The organism is Actinocorallia sp. API 0066, assembly GCF_020991275.1.
In the GTDB taxonomy this organism is placed as follows: domain Bacteria; phylum Actinomycetota; class Actinomycetes; order Streptosporangiales; family Streptosporangiaceae; genus Actinocorallia.
The window spans coordinates 596,641-618,313 of record NZ_JAJLQY010000002.1 but is presented as its reverse complement, the minus strand read 5'-3'; the positions used below and the strand labels follow the sequence as shown (position 1 = coordinate 618,313).

The window sequence follows — 21,673 nt, the reverse complement described above, 5'->3', positions numbered from 1 at the left end:
TGACGCGGGACAGCCTCCGATGTTTCACCTCCCGCACATCCCCTCCGACGCCGAGTTACCATCGCAGAATCCAGCCTTTTTAGCGTTATAGGCTGGCATATGCGAGGTTTATGGGTGCTTATCTCTTGAATTTACGTACTTGATACCCTTGCGTTCCGCGGTGCCGAACCATCCGGGGGTTGCCATGTCCGACCATCTCCTGTTCTCCTACGGAACCCTGCGGCTGCCACAGGTACAGAAGGCCAGATTCGGGCGCGAACTCGACGGCCGTCCCGACGCGCTGCCCGGATTCCGGCTAGATTCGGCACCACCCGCCACTGGCACAAGCGCATCGTCCGCTCGGGCCCCCACACCCTCTTCCCCTACCAGGAGAACCCGCCGGACCGCACGATCCAGGATGACGACATCGTTTTCGCCGACTTCGGACCCGTTTTCCAGGACTTCGAAGCCGACCTGGGCCGCACCTACGTCCTCGGCGACGACCCCGTCAAGCACCGGCTCGCCGCCGACCTGCCCGTCATCTTCGACGCCGGCCGCCGCCTGTTCGCCGCCGACCCCGCCATCACGGGCGCCCGTCTCCACGCCGAGATCGACCGCCTCGCCCGTGCCGCCGGCTGGACCCTGGGCGGCGAACACGCCGGCCACCTCATCGGCGAATTCCCCCACAACAAGATCACCACCACCAACCTCGACTCCTACATCGCCCCCGGCAACACCACCCCCCTCCGCCGCACCGACCACCTGGGCCTCACCTGCCACTGGATCCTCGAAATCCACCTGACCACCCCAACCCACGCCTTCGGCGGCTTCCACGAACAACTCCTCGACCTCGACTAACAACCACCAGCAGACAAAAGCAACTCCACCCACCACACCCAGCCCCCCACCACCCCACACCCACCCAAATAACCGACACCGAACTCTCCGTGAGCCCTTTCGAAGCGGTCGTTGAAACCTCACCGCCCCCAGGACTCGGTCATGCCAGAGGCTTGGTAGCGCCCTGTGTTGAGAACCTCACCGACCTCATCCCCACCGACCGATGCGCCGAACAGACCACCAGCGTCAAAGGCGAGCCGATCGACCTGCGGTACTCCGGCAAAGCCCACCACCATGCCGGCAACGTCCAGGCCCTGTCCTCCCCGACCGGCCTGCCGCTATGGGTCTCCGACGCCGAACCTGGCTCCGTCCACGACCTGACCGCCGCCCGCACCCACCTGCTCGGCGCCCTCTACAAAGCCGCAGCCGACGGCCTGCCCACACTCGCCGACGGCGGCTACGAAGGCACCGGAATCGGCGTCCTCACCCCCATCAAAAACCCTTCTGACGGCTAGACCCTCAGCATCGACAACCGCACCCACAACCGGCTCCTACGCTGTTTGCGCTGCCTCGGCGAACGAGGATTCGCCCTGCTCAAGACCCGATGGCGCACCCTGCGGCACATCACCGCCAGCCCCAGCAGAATCAGCGACATCACCCGCGCAGCCCTCGTCCTCACCCACTTCGAACACCGCCACCTACCCGAAACTCGCTGAGATCACCTCAGTCTAGTACATTTCCCGAATGGGCGCGCTTCACCCCGCGAGCGGAGCGCGCCGTAACTATCGGTATCCAAGGAATGCGCTCGGAGTAGAGATGAAAACAACTACCCTCGTTGGACTAGTCTTCTTGCTAGCAGGGATTTCCGGATGCTCCGACCTGCTTTCCCTTGCCACTGGCCAGTGCAGCTCACGTGCGGAAGACATTATCGCCTTCATGAAAGACGAAGTACTACCAGACATTGACAAGAATCTGATTCAAGCGATCGAGCCGGTCGATCAATGTGATGACGGGGTCGAAGAACCCGCGCTCTATGTCGTGATGAATCCAGGAGTCACACTTGGGCAGGCCACTCAGGGTTTCAAGACTCCACCCTGGGAGAAGCCCAACCCTAAAGAGTTTAGAAAATGGTCTGTCGAAGACATCATCGGGGTGAAGTCCACTGCCGATCGAACCATCGTTCTGGAGGCTGGCTCGAATCCTTCCGACCCGAAAGTTTATCTACGGTTCGAGTCGTTTCCCACAAAAGTTCCGAAAGAGTGAAGTTAGACTAGTCGAGGCCTTACCCGAGGTGGTGTCCTGGGTGATATCCTTGGCCTCGATCTCTCGTGATGTTGTTCGGGTCGTATCGAGACCCGAACAACGCTGCTTTTTCAGCGGCGGGTCAGCCGGGTAGCCCAGTTGGACCAGTGAGCTTCGCCTGCACAGCATGGACACACTTTTGACTAACAACCGCGGATTGATCAAGGAAGAATCTGTGTCCACGGCTAGCGGACTGTCTGCTCAGCGGGGATGCCATTATCCAGTCCGACGCGGAATCTACAACCGCCGCCGTCAGAATAGAGATCGTGGATTAGTCAAGGTTCCAGCGTCAGACCCGTTCTGTGTACGGTCCATTAATTGAAAAGGTCCCAGAGGTCTGGAACCTTACTCTGGTGGCGATGAGTGCAGGGCCGCGTTAGATCGTCATCTGAAGTTGCCGGATCTGTGATTTCACCGGGTGCCTTGGCAGTGACCTGGCCAGGCGAAGCGTGTTTTTACTTCAGACCTTCGATGAAGGTTCGGTAGGCGCTTGCCGGGAGGGTGAGGTGGCCGGAGTGGGGGTTCTTGCTGTCTCGGAGGAGGCGTAGGGGGCCGTCGAAGGCGGCTTCGACGCAGTCGGTGTTGTCGCCCTGGCTGTAGCTGCGCTTGAACCAGTCACGATTCATTGTGGGCCTCCAAAGTCGCGATGATTATCTCTCGGGATCGGTTTGGAAGAGGCCGGGCACCTGCCCCAGCCCCGCAAGGCTGATCTGGGAGGCGGTCTGCTCCCTGGACAGGTGCTCAGCGAACCAGTCCTCCGCCTCCTGCCCGCGCGCCTGCTGAAGGAGCCACTGGAAGTGGTTCGGCAGTTGGAAGAAGTCGTCCAACGCCTCCGCGTGCCGCTGCTGGAGGTTCCAGCCCTCTCGCGCGTGCTCGTAGTTCGATACAGCGGTCCGCTGGCAGCCCAGCACCTTCGCCATGTCGGCCAGGGACATGCCCGCTCTCTCCCGGAAGAACCGCAGATCGATATGATGGACCATGTCGGCAGAGAACTGACTGGGCGTTACGCCGACATCCTGCTTTCGAGCCCCGAAAGGTCATCAGCTCACGAGTGCTCTTGTGGAGATCAGCGTCTCGGCGGATCTTGCCGTGGCGAGCAGGCGGTCGTGCAGCTGCTGGTCGAGGGATCCGGCTCCGAGGCCGGCTGTTCGGGTGAGGTCGTCCAAGTGGTCGGCCTGCCTTGTGGACAGGAACGGTGCGGTGTGGTGGCGGCGCAGGACTTCGCGGGCGGCGTAGCCGTCGCCAGTCCGGGCGGCGTCGTTGGCTGCTCGGGATCGGAGACTGGTGGCGATGATGGGGGCCGTGGGTTCGGCCAGGGCGGCGGCGGCCAGGGCGGCTCGGATGCGGAAGACGACGAAGATGGGATCGGTCGGGTGGTCGGCGAGCGCGGTGGCGGCGTCGCTTACGGCTGTTCGGGCGGTGCTGCTGCCGGGGTCGGCTACCAGGAGAGTCAGGCAGGCAAGGACGATGCGTTCCCAAGGTTCGGTGGCGATGGTCTGGGCGAGCGCCGCGTGCGCTTGGTCTTTCCCGCCGACCAGGAAGTGGGAGACGATCAGTGCTTGGCGGCCTTCCCGGGGGTGCAGCCCGATGCCCCGATAGGAGCGGGCGTGGGCGACGGCGTCGTCCCAGCGGCCCGCGGAGGTGAGGGCGCGAACGCCGTCGCCGACGAGCTGGAGCCACAGGGATTGAACGAGCTCGCGGTATTCGGCGGCGGTACCGGTGAGGCCGGTGAGGGGGATGAGCCGACCGTCCACGGCAAGATCGTGGCGGTCGGCAGCGGCTCGGTAGAGGGCGGTGAACAGGTCGAGGGCGGCTTGCCCGTCGGCGGCGCGCATCCGGAGCCGGGCGAGGTTGATGACGGGTTCGAGCTGGTAGCGGGCTTGGTGGACGGTGAGGGGGTGGCCGGGGGTGCGGTAGGCGTTGATGTGCCGCCAGCACAGGTCGGTCGCCAGGTCGGGCAGGCCGGTGTCGGAGGCGAGCAGGGCTGCTTTGTTGAGGGCGTGTGCGGCGTGGTGGAGGGCGTCGGCGCCGGACTCGTGGGCTGCGGCGGCCCCTTGGACGATCTCGTCGAGGCGCTGGGGTAGCGGGGTGCAGGGCGGTCTTCCCCAGCCGATGAGGGGGAACGGCAGGCGTTCGTGGTCGAGCGCTGGGTGCATGGGCTGGTCCAGGGTTCAGTCGGGCAGCAGTGCGGCGGTCGCGGCGTGGGCGAGGACGCCTTGCCGCTCGGCGGACAGTCCGAGGCGGTTCCAGTGGAAGATCACGATGTGGGACAGGATGGCGCGCAGCCCGCGTTCCAGCCTCCCGTCGGAAGCGGCTTCGGCGAGGCGGCGGCCCGCGCGGGTGTGGGCGGCGAGCCACGGGGCGGCGTGGTCGGCTGGCCCTCCGGCGGTGAACAGCGGGCTGGTGGGCAGATCGGGGATCGACAGGAGGGTCCGCGCGTGGCCGGTGAGCGTGGCGAGGTCGGCCTCGGGGGGTGGCGCCGGTCTCATCCGGGCGATGCGGGCGAAGACGTCCCCGCGCTCGAAGGCGTCCAGCTTGGCGGCTTGGAGCAGTCCGTTGAGCAGGAGGAGGGATACCTCGCGGCGACCGAGGTCCAGGGCGGGGTGCCGCAGGTAGTCCAGGGCTCCGGCCGAGTCCCCGCAGAACAGGTCGTGGACGATGTCCGTGGCGCCCGTCCCGCCGAACGCGACGGTCTCCGGCTCGTACAGGGTGCGCCGCCAGCGGAGGATCCCGTCGTCCGCCAGCTCGTCCAGGACCATCGCGACCGCGTCCTGGTCGGCCTCGTGGAGGCGGACCCGCCAGCAAGGGTGTTTGCGCAGGAACCACCAGCCGCCGACGCGGCCGCGCGCGACCAGGTCGTCCAGGCGGGGCCCGAGCCGGTGCGCGCCGACGGTTTCGGCACTGGCCCAGTCGGTCCAATGGACCATGACTTGGAGCCAGGTGTCGGCGGTCTGCACCAGGGCTGCGGTCCCGGCTGCGTGGTAGAGGGCTGTGGCCTCATCGAGGTCAGCCGGGTGGAGGTCGTGCGCGGCGGCTGTCGCGGCGAGGTCAGCGCCGGACAGAACGGCGCGCACGGCCTGGCCGACGTGATCGGCCTTCGTCGTCAGGTGATGAGGAGGCATCGGTCCCAGTTCGAGGCGGGAGGGGCGGAGCGGCGGGCGGTCTGGACGGCCAGGGTGATTCCGGCGCTGCCGGTCAGGAGGCCGTCGTCGGTGTGCGTGGGGTCGCGGGGGTCGGGCAGGCGCGCGGCCAGGGCGGGCAGCCGAGATCCGAGGGCGGGCGTGCGGGCGTCCAGGGCGGCGCGGGCGGCGGTCTGGTAGACCCCGGCGATGCCGTGGCACAGGCCGTGGCCGTCGAGCCGGTCGAGCTGCCGGTCGCACAGGTTCGCGGCGAGAGCCGCTTCGGCCGCCTCCTGCCGGGCGTAGTCGCCGGTCGCGATGGCGCCGAGCTGGACGGCTCGCGCTATCCCCACCGCTCCATAGCACCACGACGGGCGTCCGGGCCCCTTGGCGAAGGCGAGCCTTCCGCCGAGCAGGTCGTCGCGGGTGAGCCATTGCGGCCACCACGGTCCGTCGGGGCCGTCCTGCTGCCACCGGTCGTAGACCTCCAAGAGACGGGCGATCGCGGCATCCTGCCCTGGGACGGAGCGTCCGGCGCGGGCTGCGAGGGACAGGAGGGCGAGGATCCCGGCGGCGCCGTGAGCTACTCCGAGATTGGCGTGGCCGCCCGGTGTAGGAAGGAGAGGGTCGGGGTCATGGTCCACCCACCAGCCCGGCATCGTCCGCCCATCGCGGTCGAGCGGCAAGGTGAGCGCGACCAGCCGCACCAGGATTTCGCCGAGTTCATCGCCGTCAGGAGCGCGGGCCAGCAGTAGCGCGCCGAGGCCGACCAACCCGCGGAACAGGTCGTAGTCAACGAAGGCGACACGGCCATCGGCGAAGCCGGTGAGTTTGCGGCGAGCGGCGGCGCGGACATGGCCGTCAAGGGCGCGGGCGGCTTGGGCGAAGCGCGGGCGGCCATCGGCGCTGGCGCACGTCAGCAGGAACGTCACAGCGGGGGCCCCGAAGTACAGGCAGTCATCCGGGCTGGCGTGGACGGTCCGCGCCGCTTCCTGCACAGCGGCCTTCGCCTCACCCCACCCGCCTGTGCCGTTGAGTGCTCGCTCCACCTCGACCAAAGCGCGTCCCGCCGCGCCGTGGGCGAGGGACTGCGAGCTGACCGTCATCGCCGCCCTTCCAGGGCAAGGAGCCGCATCGCGGCGGCGCGGGCGAGCCGCCCGGTGTCCTTCTCGACCTCGGGATCCACCACCACGGCACGACGATGATGCTCGTGCAGCAGGCTCCGCAGCACCGCGCCAGGCTCGCGCTGCGCCGACAGCTCTCGGTGGTAGCGCGCCAGGGCTTCGTCACGAGCCACCCACGCCGACGCGAGATCCTCCCCGCCCGGCAGAGCGCGAACGGCCGACCCGTCGGGGTCGGCCAGCCGATGCACTTCGGCGACCATCGCACGATCAACAGGAGCGTGGTGGCCTCCACGCGGGAGCGCCGCGATCAACCTCTCGTACCCGGAGGCCGGATCGGGCGCGAACCCGGCGGCAAGACGCGCCATCGAGGCGGCGGCCAAAGCCTGCGGCGGCAGGCCGCCGTCACGGACTGTGCGGAGCTGAGCGACTGCGGCACGGGTGTCAGCGGCGAACACCCGCTCGGCGGCCTCCCACGCGGGCCCGGTCCCGTACCGGCCGTTCTGCTCGTGGAACGGGGTGAAAGTGAGCTGGCCGGGCAGCCCTGCGTCGGTGAGCGTGCATGCGAACTCGCCGAAGGCACAGGCGACCTGTCCCCATGTGTCTTGATCGAGCAGTCGGATGGTGACTTCCAGATGGTGGTCGGCTTCCACGCGAATCAGGTCGCGGGTACGGGTCGTCCACCACAGAACGAGTCCTTCCAGACCAGATATGAGGGCGGACAAATGCCCGACGATAATGTCGTCGAACCGGGCGGGATTTCCGGATAGGCGAGCGACCGTGACGAGGCCAGAGCCCGGTAGGTGAGCCCGGCCAGGTGGTGCCATCGCGGGCAGCGGCCTGGACACCGGGGTCCGCATCGGTATGACGAACTCGACCGGGCGCCCCCCGGACCAACCGAAAGCGTCTTCTCCTGCGTCTGCCAGCACCTCGATCCGCGCCTTGTTCCGCAACTGGGCTGCGAGCAAGGCCCGGTCGAGCGGGCGGGCCAGGTCGAGCGGCAGACGCTGGCGGCCGGTGTCCACGATGACCCGGTCAGGGATCCGCCACGTGCGCCGCCATGCTTCGAGGTCGTCCAGGTCGCTGGCTTCCAGGATCCAGCGGGCCGGCATCAGGACCGTCCGGCCGTGGCGGATCTGTGGGAGGTATTTCAGGTTGCGGGCCACCCCCGCGTCGAAGGGTGAGAGCGCGGCGGTGCGGGCGTCGGCGACCTCGGCCAGGAATCGGGCGAGCGGCGGAGTCTGGACGGTCAGTTCAAGGGCATGCGGGATTCGCGGCACGACGCGCTCGCCGGTGGGGATGTGCACCAGATACATCTGCACGGCGTCGGCGGTGACCGCCAAATCCTCCACACTGATCACCTCCCCCTCCGTGGCGCCGGGATGGTCGGCGAGCGTGACGAGGTCAGGCAGGAAGGCGGGGGTGCGGGTGACGTTCTCATTGCGAGGGCGCCGCGGCGGGAAGACGAGCTGCACGGAGAGGGCCTCGCCGGTGGCGTCAGGAAACCCCTTGGCGAACCGGGCTTGGTCGGCTTCGTCCAGGAGGTGGACGAACCGGCCGGTCATGCTCGTGGGAACCCGCGCGGCACCGGTGATGCGCAGCCGGAAGTCGCCGCTGTCGATCGCCGCGGTGTCGGCCGCGTGCAGCGCGAACGCGATTTCGACGCGGTCGGGCGGTATGACCTCAGCGGGGTTCCCGACCGTGAGGGCGTCGATGTCGGTATCGGTCAGGACGATCTCAGGCGCGTGGTCCAGGTGGGCGCGCTCGATCAGGTGGAGCAGGGCAGCGTCCCGTTCGGTGATCGTCCGCCAGCTCGGCCGGGCCTTCGTTGACCCCAGGTAACCCGAGGGGTAGCCGAGCCCGCTGTCTGACACCAGCTCGGCCACCGGCACCAGCGCGCCCGGACCGTACCGCGTACGGAACTCAGTGTGGTAGTCCAGCCACGCACTCGCCCCGAAAGGGCGTCGAACCATCCGCAGCAGGATCCCGGCGGCACGTTCGGCCTCAGCTACGACGCAGGAGGGGATCGCCATGTCGGCGTCGAGCCGTACATCGTGGGCCAGACACGACCGCGACTCGGCCCCGATCGACGCCATCGCCGCGATGGCCTGGTCGGCTGCACCGTCGTCTCCGGCGTTATGCGCGCGGATGCGGGCGTGAACGGCTTCGAGCCTGGTGAGAAGCGAGACGACATCGCTCAAGCCGGGCGGAATGTCCGCAGACCCGTAAAGCGCTTGACGGAGGACGCCGATGAGATGGGCGAGTCCGTCAACGGCCGCCATGGTCGGGTGGAGGTTGGTGATGAGGGCACCCTGGTCGATGAGCCCGTGCAACATCCCGTGTACCGCTGCGGGCGTGGCTCCGGGAAACGCGCCTTCGAGGTCGCTCACCAACCCGGAGAACGGGATCGGCGTGCGTGCGGCGGCCAGCGCGGCCCGCACCGGGCGGGTGCTGCGAACGGTCACCGCCCGCAGAGGGCCGGGCAGCCGCTCGCCAGTGCCGGCACGGCGGGATACGACGACACGGCCGTCACGAATGGTTGCCGTGCCGTCGGCGATGACAGCCAGATGGTTCCGCAGAGTGCGGTGCGCGTTGAGCCGCGCGACGACGTCGGTCAGCCATGCGGAGTCCGCGCGGACGATCGAGCGGTGGTCTGGGCCGAAGCGGACGGAGGCCCGGCCGATCCGGACGGCTGCGACGCCGGCGAACAGGCCGAAGGGCGTCGCGCGGCCTTGCCATCGTTTCAGGTAGCCCGCAAGGGAAAGGATCAACCGGCGCGTGTCACGAACGCTGGCTCCTTGGGTCAGGCGTTCCAGTGCGGCGACCAGGTCGGGGCTGGCCTCTGACACCGCCGCGCTGAACTGCGGGTGCTCCCATGCCTTGGCCAGCCAGGCGCGGCCATCCGTCTCCACCGCTGCCGGGTCGGACAGGTCCAGGTCAGGCAGATCGAGCGTGCCGGGGTCGGTTGACGCGCGGGCGAGGATGAAACCGTCGTGGGAGTAGGCGACCAAGGGGAACGGGGTTGATCGAGGAGTCTTCACAACAAACTCCCAAAGGGGGTGTGTAGGACGGTTCTTCCGCCGCCCCGGCCCTGCGCGGCGGAAGAACCAGGAGAAGAGGTCAGGCGGGGCTGGCTGTCCCGCTGGTGCACGCGCTGGTCTCGCACGTGCTGCCGCAGCCATCGCTGGTGTCGCAGTCCACCATCAGCGGGGCCATGGTCTCCATGACCCGCATGTCCAACACGAACTCTTCGTCAACCGTGCTCTCGACGTTCGCGATGCTCATCGGTGTGCTCCTCTGCTCGGTTTCGGGGGTTCACCTGGCCTGTGGAGCCTTACGGCACCCCAGGCCAGGAGATCGTGACCAGGCCGTGGGCCTTCTCCAGAACGGTCGCATCAGCCGCGATCGCGGTGTGATCGCTGCCATGGGGCCAGAACGCGACACTGTCGGGGTCGGGGCGACCTGCGGCGTCCCACGCCCGGAGCTGGGCGACCAGGTTCGCGCCGGCCTTGCCTTCTCCCCAGCCGCGGATGCCGAACTCATCACCGTCACCGCCGGGGTCTGGCCGGTACGCGAGATAGGCGAAGGACCCATCGTCGGCTACCGATCCGAAGGGGAACCGCCGCTGCTCCTCGGCCAGTTCCGTGTCCCGGCCGACGCCTATCCGACAGAACCCCGGCAGGAAGGACGCGAACCACAGGTGAAGGGACGCGAAAGAGGCACCTCGGCCGATCTTGACCCCTGACCACAGCTCAGTGCGCTGCTTGCCCAAGACGCCGTCCAACACGCCCATGTCCTTTGGCGCCGTGGTGTCGAACGACAGCTTGACGATCCCGCCTCTGGGATCGCGCAGTTCGAAGAGCCTTTCGTTGTGCGCGCCGTCGCCCTGCATCGGGACGAATCCGCACACCTCCAAACTCGTGCTCTCGAAGTGGTCGCCCACCCGTGCGAAGCCGACGCTCCGTGTCACCTGGTTCATCCGCAGTGGGACGACCAAACGGCCCCCCGTGCTGAGGTGGCCGGTCCAGGCCGGAGAAACATCCCAGGCGCCGACGGTGACGATGACCGCGTCTACCTCACCGATGTCGGGGATAGGGTGCTCAGCGTCGGCGAGCAGGACCGCCACTCGGTCTCCGTACCCAGCGGCATCCAGTACTTCGCTGGCCCTGGTGGTGATGTCCGGGTCGATGTCAACAGTGGTGACGCGGCCCCCTGACCCGACCACTTCCGCGATCAGCGCCGCGTTCAGCCCGCCGGAACCGATCTCCAGGACACGGTCACCCGGTCCGATCCCCGCCTGCTCGATCTGTCGAGCCTGGATGAACGGCGCCGACAGCGACGACAACACCTCTCCGAGCGGCCCGGTCTTGGTGAACACCGCAGCGTCGGGGTTATAGGCCGCTTCCACACTCGTGCCCTTCGGCACGAACGCCTCACGGGGCACGGCGCGAAACGCGGCCTCGACCCGAGAGTCGGTGATCACGCCGCGGCCGACGAGTGTGTCGGTCATCTCCTGTCGGGCACGCATTGCCTCGTCGGTATCGACCATCATCTGTGGATCTCCTTTGATCGCCAATGGGGTGTGGACGTGCATTCAAAGCCCACGTGCTTCTGCCCGGTTACTCGTGGTCGCCGCACCATCCTGTCCGACCACCGGGTAGTTCTTCGTAGTTCTTCCGCCGAACTGCCGAAAGACTGTGGCCTGCGGTATGGCAAGAACAGGACAGCCCAGCTTCCGGCGGCGCTGGTGATGAGTTCAGCACGGACCGACTCCGCTTCCACCGCGCGGCGGGCGCCGATCATCTGAAGCAGCGCTTCAGTTCAGGGTTGTTTGAGGGCGAGGCCGGACCAGAGGAACCAGTCGTCACGGTGAGCGGACTCGGGGTTCCATATGTGAACGGGGATAACGCCGGGTGGCAGGAGGTGGAGGCCGTTGAAATAGTCCTTAATGGTGGCTTCGTCGCGTAGATGTATGTCGATACCGCCGTTGTCCCATACGCGGAGGATGTGGGCTGCGTTGTCTGGGTTGGTGCCGTCGCTGGTCATGTGGGACAAGGCGAGCATGCTGCCGGGGGCGAACGCGTCCATGAGCTGTTTGACGATCGCGGGCGGCCGCGCGATCGACGCCGCCCAAGCCGGCGACGACGCGCTGAAGGCCGCCGACGCCAGCGCACGCCTCCTGGGCGAGGACCGTGCTGACCTCGGCACCGTGTTCGGACCGACCAACGTCGCCATCCACCGCGTGGCCGTCCCCGTCGAACTCGGCATGACCTCTGCCGCGTCCGGGCACCTCAACGACGTGAACGTCGACCGCATGCCGCCCCTCATGGCCGAACGCCGAGCCCGCCACCTCATCGACGTCGCCCGCTGCCACACCGCACTCGGCGACCACACCGCTGCCTTCGACACACTCCTGGACGCCGAGCGTTCAGCCCCCGACGAAGTCCGCCACCACCGCCTCACCCAGACCGTACTGGCCGATCTCCTCCGGCACGAACGCCGCTCATCCGCCCTACGCGACCTCGCCCGACGCTGCCAGGCACTCCCATGAACACACCCGAACCACTGCGCCTCCTGCACTGGAACATCCACTCCTGGCAGGACCCGAACGGCGGCAAGAACGTCGAACAGGTCGCCGGGCTGATCGCGGAAACCCGTCCCCACGTCGTCTCCCTGGTCGAGGTCGACGAAACCTTCGCCGCTGCCGACAACCTCGCCCACGCAGCCGACGGCTACGTATCGATCTTCATCCCCGCCCTCGTCTACGGCACCGCCGAAGACGTCTTCGGCAACGCACTCCTCACCCGCCTCCCCCTCCTGGCCGTCCAACACTGGCCGCTCCGCCACCCGGCCCCCCACTACGACGGCACCGAACCCACCGAACAACGCACCCTCACCTGCGTCCGCATCCACCACCACAACACCCCCATCTGGATCGGCACCACCCACCTCCCCAGAACCGACCACACCGAACGCACCCGAACACTCCACCAACTCCACACCATCACCCACCACCTCACCACCCCATGGATCATCGCCGGAGACTTCAACACCCCCTCCACCTGGACCAACCACAACGGCCTCACCACCGCCCCAACCAACACCCCCACCTACCCCGCACCCAACCCCACCGAACCCATCGACTACTGCATCGCCAACGCACACACAACCCTTGACGGCAGCGTCCTCACCCACCCCGGCTCCGACCACCAGCCCATCCTCGTCACCGCCCACTTCGCATAAAACGAGTGCGCGTTACTGCTGGGCCCCACCACTCCTTCATCCGGACACGACCAGCTAGGTCGACGAGGGGATTCGTCGGCGGACGCATGGCGAACGGGGCGCGGTCGGCGAGCCAGGATTCGAGCCGACGAGCCGATCCCCCGTCGCCGCGAACACGGTTGAGGGACAGCCGTCCAGACCCGCCGCGACGTCCTTTAAGCGCTTCACCGCGACGCTGGCCTTGCCGCCGTCCGGCAGAGCGATCGTCGCGCCCCATCCCTCGTCCTGTCGGAACGCCGGGCGGGAGAAAGGTGATCGGCTCTGCCTCGGTACACAGCTTCGCGACTCTGAAGGCTCACGCGATGGTGTCGTCAGTGACCTTCTGCGCGCCCGGAGTGGCGATGACGGGGGACTCCACAACTGGGACGGCGACGAAGACGACCACGACGGGGGCACGGGCCAGCGCCCCAGAGTCGCTCCACGCCCGGAGTCCATCGCCCATCGGAGCCCGTAGAGGGGGCGCGTACGGCGTGCCAAGCGGCGACACGGCCGTAGTAGGCGCGGGCCCACCTCAGCACGGCGACCCTCTCGCCGGGATCGGTGCCCCACGGCGCGAGGACCCTGCGCCCGGGGAGCGGCTGCCGGTACTTGGCGACCTCGGCGTTCAGCAGCGCGTCCGGGCGTCGCCGGGTGCGGACGGCGCGGCGAGACGGTCAGGACGCGGGCTCGGTGCGCCCTCGCCCTCCTGGAGCACGGCGATCCGGACGAGAGGGGTTGCCTCGGCGGTGTCACCGGGGGCCGGACACGTTGACCTCCATGGGCAAGTTCAGCGGTAGGCGAGGATGCGGCGGGCCGCGTAGCCCTTGTCGGCCGGCAGCGCCGACGGTCTGGTGCGGGGCCGGCCGCCGTCGGGGCGGCGGACGCGGATACGGGCCATGAGCGTCTCGAACACGGTCGAGTCGTTGACGTTCCCACCCGTGACCAGCACCGCCATGGGCAGGCCCCGACCCTCCACGACCAGATGCGTCTTGCTCGTCAGCCCGCCGCGGGACCGGCCGATCCCCTGTCTGGAGAGTGTTCTTCCGTGATCATCCTGTCCGATCGTCCCCCGGCAGGGCCCCCCTTTTGCGGGGCGCCCGCCGAATGCTGGTGGGCCCGGGCGATCGTGGAGTCGACCGCGAACGTCGCCATCAAACACACGTCCTTTTCTTGGATCACCGCGAACGAGTACACAGAGTTCGCCAACGCCGTCGGCCAGGACATCACCACCACACCGAACTTCACCCTGTTCCGCGACATCCGCGAACTCCGCATGACCTGCTTCCTCGCCCAACACGCAGCCGAACACCCCCACACCCACGCCCCCCACGAAGCCCGACTCCGCCTCCACTGCCTCCGCGGAAACCACGGCCCCCGCCCCTGGCCCTGGAACCCGGCCTGACACCGGCCGCCACCAGCACTGACCGACACGAACCAGAACACAGAAACGTCCAGCCGCCGTTCGCGGACGCCTTTGGATTGTCGCTTCACCCATGCGCTGTGGACCACACCGCAAGGACAGAGCGTTGGGGATCCCTTCAGTGGAGCTGAGCGCGATAGCCGAATCTCCATGCCTTCACGGCACGTGCCTGATCCAGGCGCGTTCCCTTGTTTCCTTCTCCTCCACGACGACTTCGACGTAGTCGGCGGCGGTGAGGGCTCTGCGCTGAACGGCGGCGTGGTGGGCGGGCGCGGAGATGGCGAAGGCGGACTGCCTTCCGCTCTCGGCGAGGTGCTCTTTCAGGACTTTGGAGTCGAGGAGGCGGAAGAGCAGCAGGGGGTCCGGGCCGGTGAGGCCCTCCTCGTCATGCTGGACAAAACCTGTGTGGAAAGCCATGCGCAGGGTCACCCGCTGTTCGGCGGGCGCTCGGCGGTTGTGTCGGCGCAGACCGGCGTCGATGGCGACAACGAGGTCTTCGACACGGTCGATCACACCGATGTCGGCCAGGAGATAGAAACCGTCACCCCGGTCCTCACGCCGCTTCTCCGGTTGGTCCCAGGGAATCGCGTTGCTCTCGGCGGCCTCGCCAACGATGCGGTAGAGGGACGCCCGCACAGCCGGATGGACGTATGGATCGAGACGGCCGAACCCCGCAATGTCCACGCCCATCATGGCCATGTACGCCAACTCCGTCACCCGCGGTTCCCCGGACTTCGGCTTTGATCGGCGGGTGAGGCGCCGCGTCAGGACGTTCATGTGTTTCAACACTGTGCTCCTCATGGGTCTATGCCACGCGAAGTGGGGTTCAGCAGGAGGCCCAGAACTCTTCGAGCTCTGCCGGCCCCAGATGATGGAGGAGAGGGCAGTCGTAAAGCCTCCGGCGCATCGTGATCATCCACTTCGTCGTGAGGATGATCGCCAGGAACATCTCCTCGGAATCCCTGGGGCCCACTGGTTCGGCCAGGCCGTCGATCCGTTTGTGCGCTGCGGTGACTGATGGCATGGCTTTGATTCCCGGGTGGCTGTTGCGAACGGAACTGACGATCCCGCGCTCTCGTTCTTCGCGCCCGTTGTTCGGGGAAGAATGCACATCTTGCAACGCCGTGGCACGCGGCCGTGGGAACAGAAATGCCCTGGACCGCGATCAGGCCCAGGGCATTGACGTGAGTGGTTCAGGTGGTAGGCGTCTGCGGTTGGACGGGGGCGGAGAGCGGTGTCCGCTCTCCGCCGTCCAGTCGAAGAGCGATGTCCCGGAACATCTGCGCGGCGTCGATGTAGCCGTTCATGTGGGCCTCGTCGCCGCGGGTCTGTGCGGCGCGCAGCGCGAGGTACCGGTGTATCCGGGTGCGGATCTGGTTCGGGCCGACCGGGACGCGCTCGCTCGCGTCGAGCAGGGCGTCCAGTTCCCGTGCCGCGAGGTTGTCCGGCGTGTCGGCCGCCCAGATGCTTGCGAGCTTCAACAATTCCCACGCTCGCCCGTCGGGGTAGCCGAGCGCGAGGAGCATCAGCGCCGCGTGCAGGGTCGCCTCGGAGTCCTTGAGGTGCAGGCGTGGGATGACGACGTGCGCGAAGGGCCAGGTGAGGAGCATTAGTCTTTGCTCGTCGGGTCCTAGCGCCGTGGGGAGGTTCCACACATCCTGCGGGCGGGGCCGCACCGGTTCGAACGCCGCGCGCAGGGTGTCCCGGTGCCGAATGTAGCCGCGGCGCACGAACAGGCCGAGGTCCTCCGACCGGCGCTCGGCAAGGTCGAGCAGCGCAAACAGTTCGTCGATGAACTGCTGGCGCGCGACAGCCCCAGGCGCGATGACGCCGTTACGCTGCCCGATGAAGGCGCAGGCGACAGCGAAGGCCCCGAAGAACTGCCGGGAGACCAATCCCTTCGCCCGGCCGCGGAAGGCGCGGGAGAACGCGCTCTTGCTGTAGCGAGAGCCGCATGCGTGGACCAGCTCCGTGAGCGTCTCCCCCCGGCAATCGAGAAAGATCCCGAACATCTGCCTCGCGAACTCGCCGCGGGGCGGGTGCTCCGCGAACTCGTCGACCATGATGCTATGCCGTCCCTTCTCCGGTGGGAGCGTCCCTTATCAGCCCGCGTCCAGTTGGGGGCCGAGGAGACACGGGTTGGAAGATCCAGCGCATACCCGACAAGCCAAAGGGCGATTTGTCCGCCTTCAGTCCCGTTTCGTATGGACATTTGGATCATGACCGGCAAAGCATGGCACAGCGACCCCCCGTGAATTAGGTCATCTGACACCACGTTCGATAACACTTTCGCCTACAGCTCACTCATCCTTCGATGGATGATGCCCTGGGTGTCAGAAGGCGGTGGGGCGAGGATGCTCAGCGAAGCGAGAACATGCCGATAGTAGAGGACATCATCTGGGTCATCGATATACGAAGCATCCGTCAATTGCTCAAGATAGACAATTTCCCTAATAGGCCCACCCAGTTCGATCTCGGGCATACGGAGCAGAACGACCGGCCCGCCGGTGGCGTGGCCGACCTCCGCCAGAGGGACGATCTGGACGGCGAGGTTAGGAAGATCGCAGAGTGTGCACAGGTAGTCGAGCTGCCGGAACATGGTGGTTCGGCCACCCATCGGACGGAGCAGAACCGCCTCGTCCAGGAGCGCCCAGAGCTTCGGACCGCCTTCCTCCTGGAAACGGCGCTGGCGGCGCATCCTCAGCGCGACCCGGTAATCGACCTCCTCTTCCGGCCCCCCCTCGTCTCCTCGAGCCACCGCCCGCGCGTAGTCGGGTGACTGGAGAAGCCCTGGAACGAACTGGGCGTCGAAGGAGCGGATGAGGTCGGCCGACTGCTCCAGGGCCAGGTACGGTTCGAACCAGCTCGGGATGACATCCGAGAACGCCGACCACCAGCCGGGAGAGCTCCCCGCGTGCGCCAGTTCGAGGAGTTCCGAGAGCTGGTCGTCGTCGTCGATCCCGTAGAGGGCGCACATGCGCAGCACCAGGCGGTTGCGGACCTTCGTCAGGTAACCGCCCTCAAGCGCCCGGATCACCATGGGCGACACCTGCAGAGCCTCCGCGACGGCCGCCACGCCAAGGCCCCTGCCCGCCCGGTAGGTCTTCATCCGACGGCCGAGCGCGACACGCAACTCCGTCGGCCACAACTCGTCCACGACCTCTTCGTCGGCCTGCCGGCCCGCCCGGATATCCACAGCCACCAATCTCATCGCCCCGCACCGCGTCGCGTTCGACCCTAACGAACGCGCATAGGTCACTGGCGGCAGGAGGCCGAACAGCCCAACATCGCTGCACGATGAGGGAAGATCCTTACACTTCCGGGAGAATTCCGACCCCGCCGTACTGATCGATGGGGGCGATGTCGGCGCCCACGTCTGGACGCCACAGCGGACATGAGACGATGCCGGGTTCGACAAGCTCCAGACCATCGAACAGGAGTGCGAGCTGCTGGGGGCTGCGCCACCGGCCAGGCGGCTTGCCGAACAGGTTCCACTGCTCGATCGCATCGGCCATCTTCGTGCCCGTCACCTCGATCGTGGGATGCGCGACCGCCAGGAGGCTGCCCGGCGCCAGTGCGCCCAGCAATGTCTGGACGATCGCCTTGGCGGTGTCGTCGTCGAGCACATGCCACAGCACGCCGAGCATCGTCACCGCGACCGGCCGGGAGTAGTCGAGCGTCTCGCCCGCACGCTCAAGAATGTCGACGGGGTCGTACATGTCGGCGTCCAGATACGCCGTCCTCCCCTCCGGCGTGCTCGCCAACAACGCACGCGCGTGCGCCAGCACAAGCGGGTCGTTGTCCACGTAGACGACACGGGCCTCACGGTTCAGCCGCTGCGCCACCTCATGGGTGTTCGACGCCGTCGGCAGCCCCGTCCCCACGTCCAGGAACTGGTCGATCCCCCGCTCCACCGCGAACCGCACCACCCGTCCCAGGAAAGCCCGATCCGCCCGAGCCTGCTCGACGATGTCAGGCAACGTCGCCGCGATCTGGTCTCCCAACTCCTGGTCGACCGGATAGTTCTCCTTCCCCCCCAGCCAGTAGTCCCAGATCCGCGCCGAATGCGACACCGACGTATCAATATGCGGCGAAACCGGCAACGGCCGCTGCACAGACCCCTCCGACACACATACCTCCCACATAAACAGACAACACCAAGGCACGCGAGCAGCCCGCACCTAACACCGGCACGAAGCAACGACGCGAACTGAACATCTCAACCTTCCCCAGTCCGCATCATGAACACACAAAACCCACCAAGATTTCTAGCGAACCTCCACCAACCCCACCATCCCACCCATATTAACCGAGCATGATCACAATAGCCGCAATAAGGACCGGTCCCGCAAAGACGAGCGAAAGCACGCGGACGCGGAGAGGGAAGCACAGCCCAGGTGGTTGTCGGCCTCCGCAAGGAGACCTCGGAATGGCTTCTCGACCAACGTCAGAACGCGCTTCAGCCTGGGCGCCCACGGGCCAAGCGATCCGGTGGGGGAGCCTGGCGGATGCTGGGGCGTCGTGCCAGGTCGGTGTCCTGCCCGCATGTCTGTTTCCAGCACAGCGGCCACCGCCAGCTCTCCGGAGCCCCCACCTCACCCGCCGTGGCGACGGCCCCTCCGGGGTCGTCGAGGTCGCGGCACTGCTTGGAGTTCCGGCGCGCCGCCGGATGTCAGGTGCGGGTGGGTGAGCTAGCTGTCCGCGAGCTACGACGGGGTCGTGGGTGCACGCTCGGCTGACAGAAGGCGGGTGCGGCAAGGGCTTGAGGAACGTGTGCGGGGACGGAGCGGGAGCAGGCGAGTTGGTGAGAGGAACGAGGCTTGCCATTGGCAGGGGCGGTTGGTCCCCGGGTGGTCCCCAACAGAGATCGGTACTGACGGTCAGTCAGGAAGTTTCTGACATGGTGAAGGCCCGCTGAGCTGGAGAGAACTCTCCGTCAGCGGGCCTTGTGTGCTGTCGGGACGGCGGGATTTGAACCCACGACCCCTTGACCCCCAGTCAAGTGCGCTGCCAAACTGCGCTACGTCCCGGTGTCGGCTTTGGTGGGGCTTGGGGCCCTGCCTGGCGACGGGTTAACTGTAGCGCAGGTTGGGGTTGGGCGCACATTGGTTCGGGTTGGCCTGGGGCTTGGGGGCTGGGCGGGGCTGACTGGGGCTGGGGTGGGGTTATTGGGGGGTGAAGGGTTGGTCGGGGAGGAGGTCCAGGCGGCGGAGGATGATGCCCTCGCGGAGGGCCCAGGGGCAGACTTCCAGGACGGGGAGGTCGAAGAGGTCCAGGACGGCGTCGGCGACTATGGCGCCGGCGAGGAGTTGGGGGGCTCGGCCTTCGGAGACGCCGGGGAGGGCCTGGCGGGATGAGACGGGCATGTGGGCCAGGCGGTCGGCCCAGTCCTTGGCGGCTTCCCGGGTGAGGACGCGGCGGACGAAGGGGCCCTCGCTGGAGGGGGCGGCGCCGGCGATGCGGGCGAGCTGCTTGAAGGTCTTGGAGGTGGCGACGGCGTGGTCGGGCGGGCCGAAGCGGGTGACGCCGCCGATGCGTCCGGCGATCTCGGCGCGGACGTGCCTGCGCAGCGCGCGGACCTGGTCGGGGTCGGGCGGGTCGGCGCCGAGCCAGGCGCGGGTGAGACGGCCCGCGCCGAGCGGCAGGGAGACGGCCGCGTCGGGCTCCTCGTCGATCCCCGAGGCGATCTCCAACGAGCCGCCGCCGATGTCGAACACCTGGAGCCGGTTGGACGACCAGCCGAACCAGCGCCGGACCGCGAGGAACGTCAGCCGGGCCTCGTCAGCGCCGGACAGCACCTCGATCGTGATCCCGAGGTCCGCTTTGATCCATTCGAGGATCTCGTCGCCGTTCACGGCCTCCCGGACGGCGGAGGTCGCGAAGGCGAGGGTCTCCTGGACCCCTTTGTCCTCGGCCACCTGGAGGGACTCCTTGACGAACGAGTGCAGCCGCTTGGCGCCCTCGTCGGAGAGCCTGTCGCCGTCGAGGTGTTCGGCCAGCCTGAGCTCCACCTTGTGGGAGTAGGCGGGCAGCGGCTTGCCGCCCTGGTGTGCGTCCATGACGAGCAGGTGCACGGTGTTGGATCCGATGTCCAGGACGCCCATTCTCATACCGTCGACGGTAGCCGACATGCCATGTCCCGCGTGGTGATGGTCACGTGTTCGATACGCGACGGGAGATGGGTAGGTTCGATCTTGTGAGTGATTTTGTCGTCGTCGCCAACCGCCTGCCCGTAGACCGGATCACCGGCCCCGAGGGGGAGGTCGGATGGCGTCGCAGCCCCGGCGGGCTCGTCACCGCGATCATGCCGCTCATGCGGGAGCGCGACGGCGCCTGGATCGGCTGGACGGGCGCCGCCGACGAGCGGACCGAGCCGTTCACCGACGACGGGCTCCGTCTTGTGCCGGTCACGTTGTCCGCCGAGGACGTGGAGCTGTACTACGAGGGCTTCTCTAACGCCACGTTGTGGCCGCTCTACCACGATGTGATCGTGCCGCCGGAGTTCCATCGGACGACCTGGGACGCGTACGTGCGCGTCAACAAGCGGTTCGCGGAGAAGGCCGCGGAGGTGGCGGCCGAAGGCGCCCTCGTCTGGGTGCAGGACTACCAGCTCCAATTGGTTCCGAAGATGCTGCGGGAACTGCGCCCGGATCTGCGGATCGGTTTTTTCCTGCACATCCCGTTCCCCCCCGCCGAGTTGTTCTACCGGCTGCCGTGGCGCAAGGAGATCGTCGAAGGGCTGCTCGGCGCCGACCTGGTCGGCTTCCAGCTCCCGGCGGCGGCCGCGAACTTCGTCAGGCTGTCGCGCCGCCTCCTGGACGTGCGGGTGCACGGCTCCGTGATCCACGTGGACGGCCGTGACGTGCACGCCGAGGCGTTCCCCATCTCGGTGGACGTCAAGGAGCTGACGGACCTCATCCACCGTCCCGACGTGAAGGCCAGGGCCCAGCAGATCCGCCGGGAGCTGGGCGACCCGAACCGCATCATGCTCGGGGTGGACCGCCTCGACTACACCAAGGGCATCACGCAGCGTCTTGAGGCGTTCGGGGAGCTGCTCGCGGACGGCGCGCTGAAGCCGGGCGAGGCGGTGTTTGTGCAGGTGGCGACGCCGAGCCGGGAGCGGGTCGAGCAGTACCAGATCCTGCGGGACGAGATCGAGCTCCAGGTGGGCCGGATCAACGGCGAGTTCGCGCAGCTCGGCGCGCCCGTCATCAACTACATGCACGCGAGTTACCGCCGTGAGGAGCTGGCCGCCCTGTACATGGCCGCTGACGTCATGGTGGTGACGCCGCTGCGGGACGGCATGAACCTGGTGGCCAAGGAGTACGTGGCCTGCCACGAGGATCTGCGGGGCGCGCTGGTGCTGAGCGAGTTCGCGGGCGCGGCGGAGGAGCTGCGCCGGGCCTACCTGGTGAACCCGTATGACGTGGACGGGTTGAAGCGGACGTTGCAGGAGGCCGTCAGGGCGGACGCGCGGGATCTGCAGAAGCGGATGCGCGCGATGCGCCGCAGGGTGGTGGACAACGACGTGGCGCGTTGGGCGTCGGAGTTCCTTGCGCGGATGCGGGCGGCGGGGCCCGGCGCCGGGCAATAGGCGAAGGCGCCGCGCTCCGGGAGGGGAGGGCGGCGCCTAA

Annotated in this window: 23 protein-coding genes, 1 tRNA gene and 1 pseudogene; 7 read left to right on the top strand and 18 right to left on the bottom strand. The window is 67.5% G+C overall.

The features are described 5' to 3' along the window. Nucleotides 1-129 precede the first annotated feature (129 nt). The 3 genes and pseudogenes from LO762_RS33855 to LO762_RS07625 all read left to right on the top strand — a co-directional run bounded on the left by LO762_RS33855 (nt 130) and on the right by LO762_RS07625 (nt 2,079). On the top strand, nt 130-837 hold the full coding sequence (locus tag LO762_RS33855; RefSeq protein ID WP_374201543.1) for a M24 family metallopeptidase: 708 nt from the start codon (nt 130-132) through the stop codon (nt 835-837). A gap of 89 nt (nt 838-926) precedes the next feature. Then, nucleotides 927-1,532: pseudogene (locus LO762_RS07630) on the top strand (transposase family protein). Nucleotides 1,533-1,560: 28 nt separating this feature from the next. After that, a complete protein-coding gene (locus LO762_RS07625; protein WP_230613489.1) occupies nt 1,561-2,079 on the top strand; it encodes a hypothetical protein in 519 nt (172 codons plus the stop codon). Nucleotides 2,080-2,573: 494 nt separating this feature from the next. On the opposite strand, the gene LO762_RS07620 is transcribed toward LO762_RS07625, so the two are convergent. The 9 genes from LO762_RS07620 to LO762_RS07580 all read right to left on the bottom strand — a co-directional run bounded on the left by LO762_RS07620 (nt 2,574) and on the right by LO762_RS07580 (nt 11,422). Further along, on the bottom strand, nt 2,574-2,744 hold the full coding sequence (locus LO762_RS07620) for a DUF397 domain-containing protein (protein WP_230613488.1): 171 nt from the start codon (nt 2,742-2,744) through the stop codon (nt 2,574-2,576). A 24-nt stretch (nt 2,745-2,768) separates the two neighbouring features. Then, the gene (locus LO762_RS07615; protein ID WP_230613486.1) at nt 2,769-3,098 is read right to left on the bottom strand and encodes a helix-turn-helix transcriptional regulator; all 330 of its coding nucleotides are present in this window, start codon (nt 3,096-3,098) and stop codon (nt 2,769-2,771) included. A 60-nt stretch (nt 3,099-3,158) separates the two neighbouring features. Next, nucleotides 3,159-4,274, bottom strand: coding sequence for a hypothetical protein (locus LO762_RS07610; RefSeq protein ID WP_230613485.1), 1,116 nt, complete (start codon nt 4,272-4,274; stop codon nt 3,159-3,161). A gap of 15 nt (nt 4,275-4,289) precedes the next feature. Then, nucleotides 4,290-5,240, bottom strand: coding sequence for a thiopeptide-type bacteriocin biosynthesis protein (locus tag LO762_RS07605; RefSeq protein WP_230613483.1), 951 nt, complete (start codon nt 5,238-5,240; stop codon nt 4,290-4,292). Then, nucleotides 5,222-6,343, bottom strand: a complete 1,122-nt coding sequence (locus LO762_RS07600) for a lanthionine synthetase C family protein (protein ID WP_230613479.1) — start codon at nt 6,341-6,343, stop codon at nt 5,222-5,224. Before LO762_RS07600 ends, LO762_RS07605 begins: the two co-directional genes overlap by 19 nt. Next, a complete protein-coding gene (locus LO762_RS07595) occupies nt 6,340-9,399 on the bottom strand; it encodes a lantibiotic dehydratase (protein ID WP_230613478.1) in 3,060 nt (1,019 codons plus the stop codon). Before LO762_RS07595 ends, LO762_RS07600 begins: the two co-directional genes overlap by 4 nt. A 79-nt stretch (nt 9,400-9,478) precedes the next feature. After that, entirely contained in the window at nt 9,479-9,643 is a 165-nt protein-coding gene (locus LO762_RS07590) for an FxLD family lanthipeptide (RefSeq protein ID WP_230613474.1), read from the bottom strand. 49 nt (nt 9,644-9,692) lie between these two features. Beyond that, nucleotides 9,693-10,910, bottom strand: a complete 1,218-nt coding sequence (gene fxlM, locus LO762_RS07585) for a methyltransferase, FxLD system (protein WP_230613473.1) — start codon at nt 10,908-10,910, stop codon at nt 9,693-9,695. 269 nt (nt 10,911-11,179) lie between these two features. Further along, a complete protein-coding gene (locus tag LO762_RS07580) occupies nt 11,180-11,422 on the bottom strand; it encodes an SAM-dependent methyltransferase (RefSeq protein ID WP_230613616.1) in 243 nt (80 codons plus the stop codon). Here LO762_RS07580 and LO762_RS07575 point away from each other — a divergent pair. Further along, entirely contained in the window at nt 11,388-11,909 is a 522-nt protein-coding gene (locus tag LO762_RS07575; protein ID WP_230613628.1) for a hypothetical protein, read from the top strand. The genes LO762_RS07580 and LO762_RS07575 overlap by 35 nt on opposite strands. Further along, nucleotides 11,906-12,601, top strand: coding sequence for an endonuclease/exonuclease/phosphatase family protein (locus LO762_RS07570; protein WP_230613472.1), 696 nt, complete (start codon nt 11,906-11,908; stop codon nt 12,599-12,601). The genes LO762_RS07575 and LO762_RS07570 overlap by 4 nt, the downstream gene beginning before the upstream one ends. Nucleotides 12,602-12,935: 334 nt before the next feature. Here LO762_RS07570 and LO762_RS07565 read toward each other — a convergent pair whose 3' ends face one another. Beyond that, entirely contained in the window at nt 12,936-13,082 is a 147-nt protein-coding gene (locus tag LO762_RS07565) for a hypothetical protein (protein WP_230613471.1), read from the bottom strand. 324 nt (nt 13,083-13,406) lie between these two features. After that, on the bottom strand, nt 13,407-13,778 hold the full coding sequence (locus LO762_RS07560) for a transposase (RefSeq protein WP_374201542.1): 372 nt from the start codon (nt 13,776-13,778) through the stop codon (nt 13,407-13,409). Between LO762_RS07560 and LO762_RS07555 the strand changes: the two genes are divergently transcribed. Beyond that, nucleotides 13,746-14,021 (top strand): hypothetical protein, encoded by a 276-nt coding sequence (locus LO762_RS07555; protein ID WP_230613626.1) that lies wholly within the window; start codon nt 13,746-13,748, stop codon nt 14,019-14,021. The two genes, LO762_RS07560 and LO762_RS07555, sit on opposite strands and share 33 nt — an antisense overlap. Nucleotides 14,022-14,195: 174 nt before the next feature. Here the strand turns inward: LO762_RS07555 and LO762_RS07550 are convergent, their stop codons facing one another. From LO762_RS07550 to LO762_RS07520, 7 genes are all read right to left on the bottom strand, one after another. Next, nucleotides 14,196-14,756, bottom strand: a complete 561-nt coding sequence (locus tag LO762_RS07550) for a hypothetical protein (protein WP_230613470.1) — start codon at nt 14,754-14,756, stop codon at nt 14,196-14,198. Between the two features lie 109 nt (nt 14,757-14,865). Then, a complete protein-coding gene (locus tag LO762_RS07545; protein WP_230613469.1) occupies nt 14,866-15,063 on the bottom strand; it encodes a hypothetical protein in 198 nt (65 codons plus the stop codon). A gap of 169 nt (nt 15,064-15,232) precedes the next feature. Further along, complete coding sequence (locus LO762_RS07540; RefSeq protein WP_230613468.1) at nt 15,233-16,102, bottom strand: hypothetical protein; 870 nt, start codon at nt 16,100-16,102, stop codon at nt 15,233-15,235. A 230-nt stretch (nt 16,103-16,332) separates the two neighbouring features. Beyond that, a complete protein-coding gene (locus tag LO762_RS07535; protein WP_230613467.1) occupies nt 16,333-17,241 on the bottom strand; it encodes a helix-turn-helix transcriptional regulator in 909 nt (302 codons plus the stop codon). 109 nt (nt 17,242-17,350) lie between these two features. Continuing rightward, complete coding sequence (locus tag LO762_RS07530) at nt 17,351-18,184, bottom strand: SAM-dependent methyltransferase (RefSeq protein ID WP_374201537.1); 834 nt, start codon at nt 18,182-18,184, stop codon at nt 17,351-17,353. A gap of 811 nt (nt 18,185-18,995) precedes the next feature. Continuing rightward, nucleotides 18,996-19,069 (bottom strand) — tRNA-Pro (locus LO762_RS07525). A 135-nt stretch (nt 19,070-19,204) separates the two neighbouring features. Beyond that, nucleotides 19,205-20,149, bottom strand: a complete 945-nt coding sequence (locus tag LO762_RS07520; protein WP_230613465.1) for a Ppx/GppA phosphatase family protein — start codon at nt 20,147-20,149, stop codon at nt 19,205-19,207. Nucleotides 20,150-20,235: 86 nt separating this feature from the next. Here LO762_RS07520 and LO762_RS07515 point away from each other — a divergent pair, with 86 nt between their 5' ends. Further along, on the top strand, nt 20,236-21,633 hold the full coding sequence (locus LO762_RS07515) for a trehalose-6-phosphate synthase (RefSeq protein ID WP_230613464.1): 1,398 nt from the start codon (nt 20,236-20,238) through the stop codon (nt 21,631-21,633). Nucleotides 21,634-21,673 lie beyond the last annotated feature (40 nt).

Bases quoted from the DNA above. Each gene is read 5' to 3' on its own strand.
- LO762_RS07600 (WP_230613479.1), bottom strand. From the start codon at position 6,343: ATGACGGTCAGCTCGCAGTCCCTCGCCCACGGCGCGGCGGGACGCGCT.
- LO762_RS07580 (WP_230613616.1), bottom strand. From the start codon at position 11,422: ATGCTCGCCTTGTCCCACATGACCAGCGACGGCACCAACCCAGACAAC.
- LO762_RS07570 (WP_230613472.1), top strand. From the start codon at position 11,906: ATGAACACACCCGAACCACTGCGCCTCCTGCACTGGAACATCCACTCC.
- LO762_RS07540 (WP_230613468.1), bottom strand. From the start codon at position 16,102: ATGGTCGACGAGTTCGCGGAGCACCCGCCCCGCGGCGAGTTCGCGAGG.
- LO762_RS07520 (WP_230613465.1), bottom strand. From the start codon at position 20,149: ATGAGAATGGGCGTCCTGGACATCGGATCCAACACCGTGCACCTGCTC.
- LO762_RS07565 (WP_230613471.1), bottom strand. From the start codon at position 13,082: ATGGGCGATGGACTCCGGGCGTGGAGCGACTCTGGGGCGCTGGCCCGT.
- LO762_RS07615 (WP_230613486.1), bottom strand. From the start codon at position 3,098: ATGGTCCATCATATCGATCTGCGGTTCTTCCGGGAGAGAGCGGGCATG.
- LO762_RS07605 (WP_230613483.1), bottom strand. From the start codon at position 5,240: ATGCCTCCTCATCACCTGACGACGAAGGCCGATCACGTCGGCCAGGCC.
- LO762_RS07530 (WP_374201537.1), bottom strand. From the start codon at position 18,184: ATGTGGGAGGTATGTGTGTCGGAGGGGTCTGTGCAGCGGCCGTTGCCG.
- fxlM (WP_230613473.1), bottom strand. From the start codon at position 10,910: ATGATGGTCGATACCGACGAGGCAATGCGTGCCCGACAGGAGATGACC.
- LO762_RS07610 (WP_230613485.1), bottom strand. From the start codon at position 4,274: ATGCACCCAGCGCTCGACCACGAACGCCTGCCGTTCCCCCTCATCGGC.
- LO762_RS07590 (WP_230613474.1), bottom strand. From the start codon at position 9,643: ATGAGCATCGCGAACGTCGAGAGCACGGTTGACGAAGAGTTCGTGTTG.
- LO762_RS07625 (WP_230613489.1), top strand. From the start codon at position 1,561: ATGGGCGCGCTTCACCCCGCGAGCGGAGCGCGCCGTAACTATCGGTAT.
- LO762_RS07545 (WP_230613469.1), bottom strand. From the start codon at position 15,063: ATGCCATCAGTCACCGCAGCGCACAAACGGATCGACGGCCTGGCCGAA.
- LO762_RS07620 (WP_230613488.1), bottom strand. From the start codon at position 2,744: ATGAATCGTGACTGGTTCAAGCGCAGCTACAGCCAGGGCGACAACACC.